We start from the raw sequence: 13,321 nt of genomic DNA on the forward strand, positions 1-13,321 counted from the left end.
TTATATTCAGCTAGTAATAATGAAAAACAAGATGTTTGGTAGTTTTGACGAGGGTTTAGCAGCGCTTTACTCATAACGTAACTTTTCTGGAATAAATTCCGTCAAATAGATAATGGGAGAGGAGGAGAATGTCTGAATACATCTATTCTTTTTCGAAGCAAAAATTTGTGGATCATTGTGATGCTCGCTTTTTCAATGACGTTAACGGGATGTAAAGAAGTAAATTATTCGCAATCCAACGGCGGAGTTTCGATCTCTTCGACCACAGTTGCCGTACCTAATGATGAACAAAACGAGGACGCGAAAATCCGCCAGATTGCCTGGGACAGCTTAAGCGATCGACAAAAAGACTCCGTACAAGGAAACTGGAAAACGGCTAAAGTTGAACGGCCCAAAGGAAGTTCGATCTGGTATGGAATCGCGATGGATAAGCAAAGCACGCCAATGCCGGATCAAGTTATTCTGGTGACCTTTAATACGCTTCAAGATCAGCTGCTGGGTCCGTTGGTTATTTATATCGATGCCGAGAGCGAGCAGCGTATCGGAGTAGGCATTCGCGAGTAAAACGACGAAAGCCCTCATTCCGCCAAGGAATCGAGGGCTTATCCGGTATTGAACACGTTCAGTTCTTTTTTGAATCGGCATCTTGTTCGTCATGATGAGACTCCGCTTGCGACAGTACCGATCCTGCAAGCGATTTGGTATTTTTTTCGGCCTCTTTATCGTGAAGCACTTTGGAAGCCAGCGCCGTCATTTTTTTCGAGGAATGCTTGCCGTCATGGTCATTGGAATTGGGCATCCGTATCACCTCCATAGTGTGGAAGTAACCGGAATGGCGGGAGAGGAAACAGGCGGACATAAAGTTCGGTTCCGCATGCGCTATCCGATTTTTGTCCGGCTGCGGCTTATCATATAAACGTTCCCTTTCAATGCTTCGCCACGATACTTCTCCCCCAGATCCAGATCCTTGCCTCTCACCAACAGCACGACCTCGCGCCGAAGCTCTCGGTCCTCTGCTTCCTCTTCCCGACTATGCGCAGAAATGGTCCCTTTGAACACCCGATAGCCGGATACGAAAAACAGCGGGCAGGTCGCGATCGTGTCCGTTTTCACGAACACCGCGATAATGAACACGATCATCAGCAGCGAAACGGCAAAATTGGTGATCGACGAGTAATCCAGCGCAAGCCGCGGCAGCAGCAGGGTCATGAGGAAAAAGGTATAGTCGCTGGCGGGCAGCTTTTCGAACCGCCGAACCGCGTAGTTCTGTCCGCCGCTTCCCGAATGCACCTTTTTCCCGATATCGCGCAGCAGCCAGACGATCACCAGACGGTACAAAAGCAGCGAACCTCCGAGCACGGCCAGCAGGAAACCTGATTCCGCAATCCAAAGGCGCCCTCCGAGCATCTGCGACAACCGCTCTTCCCGAATCGCCTGCGGCAGCAGATCGTTGCGATACAAAAAACCGCCGAGCATCAGCATCAACAACGGCGCATAGGCGGTCGTCCAGAGGATGATCGGTTCTTTTTTACTCCACATTCCCCAAGCTCCTCCTCTATACGTCCATATCCGTCTGTTGCTCGGCATTCTCGATCGAGTCGGTCAGGCCGAATTCTTTCGTTAAAAAGGACTGGACGATTTTATTCCCGAAAAAGCGCAGCAGCACCGTGGGACGGCTTCCTTCCGGATAGATCACCAGCTCTTTTTCCAAGTCGAGAAAATCGTACAGTTCCCATAACGGGGCATAAGCTTGACGGTATTCTTGCTCGCGGTCCGAACTGGCGGGAATGTTGTTTCGGATCATACGCAGTTCGCTGCACCGGTCTTTGAAGTTCTGCTCCAGCGCGTCCATTTGTTTCTCGCCCATTTGCGCTACTGTTCTTGTATGGAAAAAGGCTGTGCAGTCATGCTTAAAGCGCTCTTTATCCGCTTCGCCGATCGCAAAAAAAGGCATATCCGTAAGCGTATCGAGATTGCGATCCCGGGCTTGGACGATATGATCGCGGTAATCGAACACATATTCAAAAGATTGAAGCCTGGAGATGTACAGCTCGTTTTCGATCATGATGAATTCAATCTTCCCGCCCAATTCGATCAATTCCTCGGAAGTCTCCGTCAGTTCATTCGAGCTGCCAAACGCCCACTTTTTTCGAGATGCGCTTTGTTTGGGTTTGCGGTAGAAAAAGAAATACAATCGATGGCCGTCAAATTCGAGTTGAACGATCTGGAACTCCGTATCGGTCGTTTCCAGCAAACTGTCCGGATGGGCCAACGCTTGGAGAAGACGTTTTTTGCGTTCATACGGAATTCCGATCGTTTCGTCCAACGTTAATCGGGCCAACCGTTCATGCTTTTGGACTTCCAGATGGTATTCACCGACCGCGAAGCGCCGCGTTCCGTCCGATTCTGTAATCTGTAACGCACGCGTCTCGCGAAGGATCTGCTGCTTAAGCCATGTGCCCAGACTTTCCGATAAGGAGAGCGATTTGGCACGGTAATAACGATCTGCTTCCTTTTGCTTGCGTACAAGGGAAAAAACCACGTTGATTTCGCGCAGCTCTTCCGGGGTGGCGAGGCGGCTTAGCTTAGTCAGCGGATGATTCGGCTTGTTGATCGCTAAAGTCATGGATTGGCTGGCTCCTTTTTGTAAAGGTTAGGCAAACATCCCGCTGAGCGTGGCGCCGATCGCGACGAATACGATACCGACGCTGACGGGAATGACGGATAGCAGAATGCTTGTCGTCGACTTTAATTTAAAACGCGCCGGATTGTCCCGCAGATAGTACACGTCGACGGGAAGACCGATCTTGTGGCTTCTCCATGAGGTGCCGACCTTGGATCGTTCTTCCAATAGACCCTCCGGGGTATTAAAGCGTACAATCGGAAAATAGTAACGCATCGTGCGATTGGAGCTGCGCCGAACTTCTTCGGCATACTCCACAACTTCGCCTGTCGAAACTTCGGCGTGCCGCATGAAGCTTCGGTGTCGCAGCCATACGAACACGCCGATCCCCGCAACGATAACCCCGATCGCGAGAAAAAGCAGTCCCATCCATTGAATCAAGGGAATCCCTCGCTTTCTTTGGCTTATTTACGTTTCTGCCTGCTTCCTCTCCTGCTTATTACCCTTTTTCAGGCAGATTGAGTTGAGCCAAACCAGGGAAAAAGTGCGAACCTGAAGCTCCCAACAAATCCCCGGGAGGTTCGCACTTTTTGACCCGGGAAGCCTTACCGGGCTTGGGGTTAGAGTGGGTGCAATCGCACTCCGTGCGGGTGCGCGGATTGAAACTTTGCATTCCAAGCCACCTATATACCTAAATACAAAAAAAGGCTTTCTCTTATTCGAGAAAACCTTTATCTACACACCTTTTAAATAACTACTTTTCCTCCTGCTCATCCTGCTTGGAATCGCCGAATGCCGCGCCCAACGCTATGCCTACCGCCATTCCGATCGGAAGTCCCAACGTAATATTGTCCATCATCAATCCGAACAAAAGACCGAACGAAGTACCAAGCGCGATCCCGATGCTTATCGACTGCTCCTTCGTTTTCGACTGCTCTTTCGTTTTCATCGCTGCACTCTCCTTTGTCCAATTTCTTCCTACTACGCGCCCCGCTCAATTCCGTTTCGCGAAATATATCCACATCGCATAAAACAAAATGACCATAAACAGCAGCGCACCCAACAAGGCAAAGAACACCGCCGCATTCAAAAACCCCGCAATCACCGTAGCAACGCCGAGCGCCGCAAACATCACCAAGCATGTCATCGAAGCCGTTTTTTGAATAATGAGGCTGAACCGTTCGTCATTTTCTTCGATCTGCATTTTTTTGAGCGCGGCTTCGCTTCTTGAGCCTTTGATATTTTGCGCAAGGAATCCGAGAATTACCAACTCCAATCCGAAAAAGATGCCTTGGTGAAATCCTTTCGTGAAGCTGTTCAGGATCGGCAGTTCCGAGCGGTACAGCATAAAGCCCGTATAGATCAACGCAACGGCCATCGCCAACACCGTCAACACAATAATGCGGGTCCGTACCTTTTGCCGAAATGTGTGCATGGTCTATTCCTCCACTTCGCTGAAATCAAATACTTCTTCGATCGTCAGTCCGAAAAAGCGAGCGATCTTGTAAGCCAACACCAGAGAAGCCGTATACTTGCCGACTTCGAGCGACGTGATCGTTTGGCGGGTTACGCCGACGGCCAGTCCCAATTCCTCTTGCGACAGCTTGCGCTGCTTCCGCAATTCCGGGATTCGTGTTTTCAATAGGACTCCTCCCTCACCATTTGCAATGTCTGCTTTGCAATTTTAGTATAGTTAACTTTGCATAAAGTGTCAAGTCAGCTTTGCAAAAGCACTCGAGACTTTTAAAAGCTAGAGTAATCTTGCAATTTTGCGTACCCTTGTGTAAGATACGTTTAAACGATCAAACATTTCGACATTAAAGGATGAAGCATAATGAAGGATGAAAAACATTCCAAATCCGGCGAAGAAAACGAACATTCAAATCCGAAATTGCTCGCCAAAAAGCAGACGGTATTGGAGGAATTGCGATCGGCAACGGACATTTTAAAAGCGCTCGCGGAACCTGTAAGACAGGATATTCTGATGATGTTCATGCTGCACAAGCGGCTCAACGTTTCCCAGGTCGTCGAACGTTCGGAGCTGTCCCGCCCCGCTATTTCGCATCATTTGAAAGTTCTTAAACAAGCCGGTATCGTCACTTCGCGCAAAGAAGCTACTGAAGTCTATTACAGCTTGGCGGAGCAGGATTCGGTCGTATCGAAACTCCGACGATTGCTTGCTGCCGTCATGGAATTGGAACAAGATCCGGATAAAACGCACGAGCCCAAAGCTTGAACAACAGATCGCAAAGCCATCCTAAAAAGTATCCCTTCAAAGATGCTTTTTATTTATCCTTTTAGTCCAAATGTTTAAATGTTTAAATGTTTAATCATTTAGATTTATCGACTTATATATTCTACCAATCGGGAGGAATAATCATGATTGATCGGTACACCGGAAAAACGGTTTTGATCACAGGAGCTTCGTCGGGAATCGGAGAATGTTTCTCGGAAGAGCTTGCCGCAAAAGGCGCACATCTGATCCTTGTTGCTCGTTCCTCAGAAAAGCTGAATGCTTTGGCCGAGAGATTATCCGGTCGATACGGGATTCAGGCTGTCGCGATTTCTTTGGACCTGTCCGTAAGCGGCGCGGCAGAACGGTTAACGAAGAATATGCAAGATTGCGGTTTGCAACCCGATATGTTGATCAACAACGCCGGCATCGGCACGATGGCCCGGTTTGAAGAAATTGACGCGGCACGAATCGAACGCGAAGTTACGCTTAATATCATGACACTGACCGAATTGACCCGCTATTTGCTGCCGAACATGCTGAAGCGAGGTTCCGGTCTTGTGATCAATGTTGCTTCGATGACCGCGTTTCAACCTTCTCCCTACATGGCTGTGTACGGCGCGACGAAAGCTTATGTGTTGAGTTTTACCGAAGCATTGTGGGCGGAAAATCAAAATCGAGGCGTACAATTTCTGGCTTTATGCCCCGGCGAAACGCAAAGCTCTTTTCACGGCTCTTCCGGCGCAGATTCGCTCAATGGAAAACGCATGCAGCCGATCGAAGTCGTGAACGCGGCTTTTCAAGCGGTCGAGCAGCAAAAAAATTATCGGATCGCCGGACGCGGCAATTACTGGATGGGGCAGCTGCCGCGTTTTTTCTCACGACGTTCGGTACTCCGGATCGTCGAGCGAATGCTGCGTTCGGGATTAAAGCACACTTGATCCCGATCGAACACAAAAACCGGACGATGCAAGATCGTCCGGTTTTCTTAAGGAATGCTACAACTGGATCAGTCCGTTCACCAACAAAATCAATCCAAAGCCCGCACACAATACGCCGCCGACCGTTTTTGCGCGGCTGCGACGGCGATCGTAGTATTTCGGCCAGATCACGTACACGCCGAAAGCGATCAGCAAAATGCCCATGCCCAGGCTAAAATAGTGCATGATTCCGGTTATTGCTTCGGCACCCTGCCGGACGGCTTGGTCGCGGGGCGATTCTTCCATGAACGATCTCTCCTCTAAGCCAATTTGTCTTTATACTCCGTCGGGCTGCAGCCTGCATACTCCTTGAATACTTTGGAAAAATAATGCGGATCGCCGAAGCCCAGCGCGTCCGAGACGTGTTTGACCTTCATATCCGGCTCCGAGGCCAGCAAACGGCGCGCTTCATCGATCTTCAGCTCCATATAGTGATGCACGAACGTGCTGCCCGTATACCGCTTGATGATGCGACTGATATACGAAGGACTCACGTGGAACTGCTGCGCGGCTTCGGCAATCGAGATCTGAACGTAAAGGTTTTGCCTCAGATACCGGTCGATTTGCTCGAATAATTCTTCTCCCCCGCGCTTGCCCGGTTCTTGCAGCCGATCGAACTTTGCCGCGCACCACGCATAGAGCGATTCCGCAAAAGCTTCAGGACTTGCGGCAGCGAACAAAGCCCGAAGCTCGTGTTCCGAATTCGCGACGTCCGGCACTTTTTCACCGCTTGCCTCAATCACCGGGTCTTGCCCGCCCGCCCCAAGTTCGTCCGCCAAAAAGCTCACCAAGCGCTCCAGACTCATCATCCGCGCGGAGTCGTGCAGCCAATAAGACAAACTTTGCCGAAGCAGCAGCAGGAAACGTTCCTTTTGGCGCTGAACGATCAACTCCGCAAGCTGAACCTGAATCGCCAGTTTCGTCGCTTCGCCGGCTCCAACCTCCTGCTCTCCCGCCAGCGACGAAGCCAGGCAGCCGGATACCGTCAAACGATCGCGCACGGTACGCTCGAGTTTGCCGTATGCCGCAGACAATGCACGTAATTCAACCGGCTCAGCGGCGGCCAGCGCGATAGCGGATAGTCCGGCATTCTTCAACGCTTCGACAACCGCAACTTCGTCGAATCGAAGACGCTCGGCAGAGCTTTCGGTTATGATTTCCGCGGTAGCACTCTCTATGAATACGCCTTCATCTTTCAGTATAACAAACTGGCCCGCTTGCTGCGAAGGCAGCACCCTGAACGCTTCGGTTTTGAAAAAGTCTTTTAACGCAGCGTCGATGCTTTCGATGTCCCAAGCCTTCGCTTCGGCCGCAAAAGGACGCTGACGCACCAACACCAACCGTTTCTCTCCCGCCAACAACTCCGTATCCAACGTCATTTTCGCCAAATAGTCCGCTTCTACCACACCTTCCAGCAAACGCCGCTCGTTCTCCTGCTGCTCGCGAAGCTGCTCCAGCAATCGGCCGAGCACGTCCGCCAACTGCCCTTGATCCACAGGCTTGAGCAGATAGTCGAACGCCTGCAAATTCAGCGCGCGGCGCGCATATTCGAAGTCGCTGTAGCCGCTGATCAGCACCGTTTGCAGCCGGGGATTCAGCTTTTTCGCCTGCTCGATCAGTCCCAGTCCGTCCAGCTTCGGCATCCGAATATCGGTGAGCAAAATATCGACGGGCCGGGACTTCAACTGCTCCAGCGCTTCCAATCCGTTCGAAGCGGTCGCCGTCACCTGAACGGGCAGGCCGGCCGACCGGATCAGCATTTGAAGGTTGCGCAAGATCGGTTTGCTGTCTTCCGCGATGATCGCGTTATACATTTCTGCCACTCCTTTCTTTAATAAAAATCTTCCGTAAGCGACGCAATGATCTGGATCGCCGCTCCTCCTCCGTTATCGGAATGATTGTACATATTGAAAAACAACCGGTTTTTGTACATGAGCTGCAAACGGTGCGCCGTATTGACGATACCCATGCCGCCGATGCCCGTTTCCCGAGGAGCGTCTTCGCCGAAGGTTTCCGTCGATCGAATCAGGTCCAGCGTGCGCGCAATGATCTCCTGCGAGAAACCTTCCCCGTTATCCCGTACCTCCAGCGCCCACAATCCGTTGTACAGCTTCACCCGAATCTCGATCCGCCACGGCGCGTCCGCATTTCCGAAAGCGTGTTCGATACAGTTCTCGACAAAAGGCTGGATCACCAATCTCGGCAGGCGGATCTCGTCGAATGCCGGATCTTCATCGATGTTCCATTCCAAATCATCTTCGTAATTGTGCCGCAGCAGCGCCAGATAATCTTTCGTATGCTCCAGTTCCTGCGTCAGGCTCACATGCTCGTACGGCGAAGAAACGATATAACGCAGGCTGTCCGACAGGTTTTTGCACATTTCCGAGACGACTTCGTTCTTCCCTTCCTGCGCGGCGATGCTGATCAGGTACAGCGTATTATGGATAAAATGCGGCGCGATTTGCGCTTGCAGCGCCGAGTTGCGGGCAATCGCTTCTTCGTGCACGGCCAGCTTTTCCCGCTCGATCGAGACCTGCAGCCGATCCAGCAGCCCCTGGAACGACTCGCTCAATTGCAGCAGCTCGTTGTTCGACGAAGGGGTCTCCACTTTGGTATCGATATTGCTGTAATTGATGCGCCGCATCTGATTGCGCAGCTTGCGGATCGGCAGCAGGAAGCTGCGGGCGGAGAAATACATATAAGCGGCGGAAAAAAGAAACAACGAAGCGATCAGCAGCATGGAGATGGTCGCGACCGAATTGACGGGACCGAGCACCACCTTTTTCGGCGTCACGGTGTACGTGGTCCAGCCTGTCTCTTCGGATCGATAATACGCGACGTAATCGCCGGTATCGTTGATCGTTACGCCGTTTAAATCCGAGGTCGGAAGCCGGAAGTCGGGCGTTTCCGCTTCGGACGGATTCGATTCGTAAATGGTTCGCCCGGCGTAATCGATCACGTACACCTCGCTGCCGGGGCTTCCCGCAGCGACAGAGCGCCGGAGCATTTCCTGCTGAAGCTGAATCGCCATGTAACCGAATACTTTGCCGTTCTGATTGATGATCGCCCGGATAAAAAACACGCGATTCGCGGTTGGGCGATACAGGGAGTAACCGTTTTCAACCCAGTTGACGTCATTGCCGCTGCTTTCCAAAAACGGCAGCAAGGACGAAGGATTGCCCGGCGCGCCGATGAAAGTGGTCAGCAGGCCGCCGCGCAGATCGTAAATCGCGACGTCCTCGATGTTCATGCTGGGCCCGATGGATTGGAACATGATTTCTCTTAATTTTCGATTGAGCGACAATCCTTCCACGGATAATCGCGAAGAATCGCCGGTCGGCATCAATGCGAAAATATCTTTACTCGACAAAATCCGCTGCGAAAGTTGGTTCTGGCTGTCGACGTAGAGATCGAGCTGATCCCCGATTTTGGCTGCGGAGAGCCGCATCTCGTTCTCCGTCGTTTCCCGCAGCGGATGCACCACGATTGTATTCACATAAATGGCGAAGCTGCCCATGACGATCAGGAGAAGAACGGCGAATGCCAGAAAGAACTTGGTTTGCAGGCTGGCTCGGCCGCCGAGTTTGAATGTTCGGAAAAGCACCGTGCGACCTCCTTCTGGCTTGTTGATGTTCATACTGTACAACCAAAACGAAAAATCGACAAGGGTCGGGGATTAGGGCGTGTCTTCAAACCTCAATGGCAGCAGATTTGGTCGAATTTTCGTTCTCAGCAAGGAACTTTTTCGCAGTCGTGCCGGGGCACGTCAAGAGAAAGTGACGCGGCGGAGGACGAAAAGGCGGCAAAAGATGCACATTGGCAGGTTTGAAGACACGCCCTAGGCTGCCCCAGATGAAAACCGGTTAATTCTTCTTGTTTTTTCGAGCTTTTTTTCGAAGGTTGGACTTTTTTTCGTTTAGAGGCTGAGGATGGGGTAGAAATGGTGGAGCGGAGGACTGGAAAGGCTTGCTTCGAGGATGAGAAGCAAGTAAGGTCGTGCTGCGAACGAGAGTTTCGGCGTGAAAGGCGAAGGCTTCGCGGCTTCTTTTTCCTTTCACGCTACCTCATTGTTTGCTGGAGGGCGCTCGTATTTATGAGCGTTTTTTTAAAACCTTTAAGACCTTTTCGCTCGAACTACGCAGATTAAGAATACCGGATTGTATCAATCCGGTATTCTTAACCTTCGAGCGTTGTTCAGGATATTACCCCTAAAGAGTAAATCACAGCCATGTACCCTCTCCGCCCCACCCTCTATAATCTAAACATGAAAGCGGATTCAAGACGAGGACAGTTCAGGTTCAACATTCACAGGGGGCGATAACATGAAGCAAAAGACAAGAAAGATTGCGGCAGGATTGCTGGGCGGGTTGGTAGCGGTATCGTTGGCGGCTTGCGGCGGAGGCAACGCTTCGCCAGGCGCTTCTACGGCAGCAGGCGGTGGCGGAGGCGATACGGGCAGCAGCAGCGGAGGAAGCGGAACGACGATCGAGCTTGCGATCTCGAAAAGTTCGCAGGATTCGGCGTTCGTGCAGCAGGATCTGCTCGACGCGTTCGAAAAAGAAACCGGAATCAAGGTCAACTTGCAGCTCCTTCCGGCCGAGCAAACGGCGACGGTACTGCAAACGAAGCTGGCGGTCGACGAGACGCCGGATATCATTCAGTACAACCTCGCGAGCGCGACGACGGACCTGAATCTGGAGCGCAACTTCGAGATTCTCGACGATGAGCCTTGGGTGAGCCGTTTGGAGAACAAGGAAGTATTGTCCGCTTACGGACACGTCTACAGTTTCCACGTCAGCCAAGACACCGGGATGCAGGGCGTCGTGTACAACAAAGACATTTTCGACGAGCTGGGCCTGAGCATTCCGAACAACTTCGAAGAGTTCCTCGCGGTGTGCGAGAAGATCAAGGCCGCGGGCATCACGCCCGTATTCATGCCTTACAAAGATAACTGGGCGGCGAACGTGTGGCCGGCGGCGGCTTTCGCGGATTACGCGGACAAGAACGAGCCGGACTTGTTCGAGAAAATCAATTCCAACCAGAAAAAATGGTCGGATGTACCGGCTTTCGCGGACATTCTGCAGCAGCAATACGAAGTGTACGAAAAAGGCTACACCAACGGCGATCTGCTGAGCGACAGCTACGATATGGCCGTGGGCAAATTCCTGAACAAAGAAGTCGCGATGATGTTCATGGGCGACTGGCTGATCCAGAACGTGGCGGAAAACGATCCGAACATGCGCCTCGGCCTGTTCCCGATTCCGTACACGCAGGATGCCAAGCTTGGTGCCAGCCCGCTGGGCGGACAATTGTTCATTCCGAAAAAAGCCAAACATATGGCCGAAGCGAAGAAATTCCTCGACTACGTAGCACGCAAAGACGTGGCGCAGCCGATCGTCGACAAGCAAAAATACGTCTCGATCTTCAGCGACGTGACCACGCCGGAGCTGCCGGAGTACAAGCAGGAGATCGTCGACAACTACATCACGCCGAAGAAAACGGTGCTGACGGTAGATGCGCATATGCTGGTCGACCGCAGCGAACTGTACCGTTTGCTTCAAGACGAATTCGCGGGCGGCCTTGACGCTCAAGGCGTGCTGACGGCTTGGGACGAGAAATTCGCGCAGTTGATGAAAGACAAAGAGGTCGAAGGCTTCTAAGCCCAATCATCGCAAGCAGCAAATCCATCAAACCCGGACTTTCTGAATAAAGGCGTCCGCCGGGACGGGGGTCGACTCTGATCGTACCCCTGTTCCGCCGCGCGCATATGGAGTGTGAAAAGATGAAAATATCGAGAAAACTATACTCGTACTACCTGATTTGGCCGGCTTTGCTGGTCTACTCCGTCTTCTTCGTCGTTCCCGCCATCATCGGCCTGTTCTATTCTTTCACGGACTGGCGGTTGGACCGGGTGGGGCTTAACTTTATCGGTTGGGACAACTTCGAACGCATTTTCACGGATAAAACGCTGCTTCTTGCGATTAAAAACACGCTGATCTTCGCGGTCGTGACCGTTATCGGCAAAAACCTGATCGGGCTGGCTCTGGCGGTCGGCTTGAATATGCGATTGAAATCGCGCAATATTCTTCGGGCCATTTTCTATTCCCCTTCTATTCTGAGCGTGCTGGTAATCAGTATCGTGTTCACGCCGATGCTGCGCTCCGAAGGCACGATCAACCGCATTTTCGAATCGGTCGGGCTGGACTTTCTCGCGCAGCGATGGCTGACCGATCCGCAGATCGTTATTTTCACCGTGGCCGCGATCTCGATCTGGCAGCATGCGGGCTTCCAAATGGCGATCTATCTGGCAGGTTTGCAATCGATCTCGAAAGATTATTATGAAGCCGCCACGATCGACGGCGCCGGCGCTTGGAGAAGCTTCCGCAGCATCACGCTCCCTCTTCTGCTCCCTGCGCTCAACATCAATCTGATGCTGACGCTGATCGGCGGGCTCAAAGTCTTCTCCGAAGTGTTCGTGCTTACCGGCGGCGGACCGGGCAACGCTTCGCAGGTCGTCGGCACGATCATCCTGCGTTCGTTCGGCGAAGGCAGTTGGGGCCTCGGTACGGCGGTCAACACGCTGCTGTTCGCGGCCGTTACGGTCATCGCGATTCCGCTGCTCATCTTCATGCGCCGCAAGGAGGTATCCGAATAATGAACTATACGCGTAAAATGGCCTGGAGGAATTACCTCGTCGAAGGCTTTCTGATTCTCATGTCGCTGATTATCATTTTGCCGATGCTGGTCATGATCTTCGGCAGTTTCATGAACAATATCGAAGTCATGAAGTTCTCGCTTCGTTTACCGACCGAATGGCATTTTTCCAACTATGTCACGGTATTCAAAGAAGGCGGATTGGCCCGCGCGTTCTGGAACGGCATCCTGATCACGGGCGTGTCGTGTATCGTCAACATCTTCACGTCGTCCGCCGCCGCTTTCATTCTGACCCGGCGCGATACGAAGCTGTCGAATATCCTGTACATGTTCTTCTTCATGGGCCTGATCGCGCCGATGTCGACGATTACCACGATTCGCGTCGTGCAATGGTTCGGCTTCTACGGCAGCATCACGAGCGTTATTCTGATCTACGCGTCGCTTAACACCGCATTCAGCGTCTTCCTGTACAGCGGCTTTATCCGCTCGATTCCGAAAGCGCTGGATGAAGTGGCCTTCCTCGAAGGCGCGGGCACGCTCAGCGTCTTTTTCAAAATCGTCACGCCGCTGATTCTTCCGGTTAACGCGACGGTGGCGATCATGGTGTTCATGTCGGTATGGAACGATATCACCATTCCGCTGTACTTCCTGACGGACAGCTCGGACTGGACGATGCCGCTCTCGGTCTACAACTTCTACGGAAAATTCAGCCGCGACTGGAACCTGATCTTCGCCGATCTGGTGCTCACCTCGCTGCCGGTATTCATCCTGTATCTGTTCTGCCAAAAGTACATCGTAAGCGGTCTGACGGCCGGCGCCGTGAAAGGCTGA

At 52.1% G+C, this 13,321-nt stretch carries 16 protein-coding genes; 6 read left to right on the top strand and 10 right to left on the bottom strand.

Annotated elements, in window-relative coordinates; translation table 11 throughout:
- The first annotated feature begins 165 nt into the window (after positions 1-165).
- Positions 166-564, top strand: coding sequence for a hypothetical protein (locus HRQ63_RS05640; protein ID WP_172240275.1), 399 nt, complete (start codon positions 166-168; stop codon positions 562-564).
- Positions 565-622: 58 nt separating this feature from the next.
- On the opposite strand, the gene HRQ63_RS05645 is transcribed toward HRQ63_RS05640, so the two are convergent.
- The 7 genes from HRQ63_RS05645 to HRQ63_RS05675 all read right to left on the bottom strand — a co-directional run bounded on the left by HRQ63_RS05645 (position 623) and on the right by HRQ63_RS05675 (position 4,265).
- On the bottom strand, positions 623-799 hold the full coding sequence (locus tag HRQ63_RS05645; protein WP_172237243.1) for a hypothetical protein: 177 nt from the start codon (positions 797-799) through the stop codon (positions 623-625).
- 80 nt (positions 800-879) lie between these two features.
- Entirely contained in the window at positions 880-1,539 is a 660-nt protein-coding gene (locus HRQ63_RS05650; protein ID WP_172240278.1) for a hypothetical protein, read from the bottom strand.
- 16 nt (positions 1,540-1,555) lie between these two features.
- On the bottom strand, positions 1,556-2,626 hold the full coding sequence (locus HRQ63_RS05655) for a Kiwa anti-phage protein KwaB-like domain-containing protein (protein WP_172240281.1): 1,071 nt from the start codon (positions 2,624-2,626) through the stop codon (positions 1,556-1,558).
- A 27-nt stretch (positions 2,627-2,653) separates the two neighbouring features.
- Positions 2,654-3,064 carry a DUF3592 domain-containing protein gene (locus HRQ63_RS05660; RefSeq protein WP_172240284.1) on the bottom strand — a complete coding sequence of 137 codons (411 nt, stop codon included), beginning with the start codon at positions 3,062-3,064 and terminating at the stop codon, positions 2,654-2,656.
- Between the two features lie 313 nt (positions 3,065-3,377).
- On the bottom strand, positions 3,378-3,572 hold the full coding sequence (locus HRQ63_RS05665) for a glycine zipper domain-containing protein (protein ID WP_172240287.1): 195 nt from the start codon (positions 3,570-3,572) through the stop codon (positions 3,378-3,380).
- 45 nt (positions 3,573-3,617) lie between these two features.
- On the bottom strand, positions 3,618-4,058 hold the full coding sequence (locus HRQ63_RS05670) for a hypothetical protein (protein ID WP_172240290.1): 441 nt from the start codon (positions 4,056-4,058) through the stop codon (positions 3,618-3,620).
- A gap of 3 nt (positions 4,059-4,061) precedes the next feature.
- On the bottom strand, positions 4,062-4,265 hold the full coding sequence (locus tag HRQ63_RS05675) for a helix-turn-helix transcriptional regulator (protein ID WP_088489829.1): 204 nt from the start codon (positions 4,263-4,265) through the stop codon (positions 4,062-4,064).
- Between the two features lie 192 nt (positions 4,266-4,457).
- Between HRQ63_RS05675 and HRQ63_RS05680 the strand changes: the two genes are divergently transcribed.
- Both HRQ63_RS05680 and HRQ63_RS05685 read left to right on the top strand, forming a co-directional pair.
- The gene (locus HRQ63_RS05680) at positions 4,458-4,859 is read left to right on the top strand and encodes an ArsR/SmtB family transcription factor (protein WP_172240293.1); all 402 of its coding nucleotides are present in this window, start codon (positions 4,458-4,460) and stop codon (positions 4,857-4,859) included.
- A 143-nt stretch (positions 4,860-5,002) separates the two neighbouring features.
- Complete coding sequence (locus HRQ63_RS05685) at positions 5,003-5,797, top strand: SDR family NAD(P)-dependent oxidoreductase (RefSeq protein ID WP_172240296.1); 795 nt, start codon at positions 5,003-5,005, stop codon at positions 5,795-5,797.
- Between the two features lie 57 nt (positions 5,798-5,854).
- Here HRQ63_RS05685 and HRQ63_RS05690 read toward each other — a convergent pair whose 3' ends face one another.
- The 3 genes from HRQ63_RS05690 to HRQ63_RS05700 are packed head-to-tail and all read right to left on the bottom strand — an operon-like array spanning position 5,855 to position 9,440.
- Positions 5,855-6,082: a hypothetical protein gene (locus HRQ63_RS05690; RefSeq protein ID WP_037289504.1), complete on the bottom strand. Its 228-nt coding sequence runs from the start codon at positions 6,080-6,082 to the stop codon at positions 5,855-5,857.
- A gap of 14 nt (positions 6,083-6,096) precedes the next feature.
- A complete protein-coding gene (locus HRQ63_RS05695) occupies positions 6,097-7,650 on the bottom strand; it encodes a response regulator (RefSeq protein ID WP_172240299.1) in 1,554 nt (517 codons plus the stop codon).
- A 17-nt stretch (positions 7,651-7,667) separates the two neighbouring features.
- Positions 7,668-9,440 (bottom strand): cache domain-containing sensor histidine kinase, encoded by a 1,773-nt coding sequence (locus HRQ63_RS05700; protein ID WP_229714072.1) that lies wholly within the window; start codon positions 9,438-9,440, stop codon positions 7,668-7,670.
- A 718-nt stretch (positions 9,441-10,158) separates the two neighbouring features.
- On the opposite strand from HRQ63_RS05700, the gene HRQ63_RS05705 reads away from it, so the two are divergent.
- The 3 genes from HRQ63_RS05705 to HRQ63_RS05715 all read left to right on the top strand — a co-directional run bounded on the left by HRQ63_RS05705 (position 10,159) and on the right by HRQ63_RS05715 (position 13,321).
- A complete protein-coding gene (locus HRQ63_RS05705; protein ID WP_172240305.1) occupies positions 10,159-11,496 on the top strand; it encodes an ABC transporter substrate-binding protein in 1,338 nt (445 codons plus the stop codon).
- A 122-nt stretch (positions 11,497-11,618) separates the two neighbouring features.
- Entirely contained in the window at positions 11,619-12,491 is an 873-nt protein-coding gene (locus tag HRQ63_RS05710) for a carbohydrate ABC transporter permease (RefSeq protein WP_172240308.1), read from the top strand.
- Positions 12,491-13,321: a carbohydrate ABC transporter permease gene (locus HRQ63_RS05715; protein ID WP_172240311.1), complete on the top strand. Its 831-nt coding sequence runs from the start codon at positions 12,491-12,493 to the stop codon at positions 13,319-13,321. Before HRQ63_RS05710 ends, HRQ63_RS05715 begins: the two co-directional genes overlap by 1 nt.

It is taken from the genome of Saccharibacillus endophyticus, from assembly GCF_013185185.1.
GTDB lineage: Bacteria > Bacillota > Bacilli > Paenibacillales > Paenibacillaceae > Saccharibacillus > Saccharibacillus endophyticus.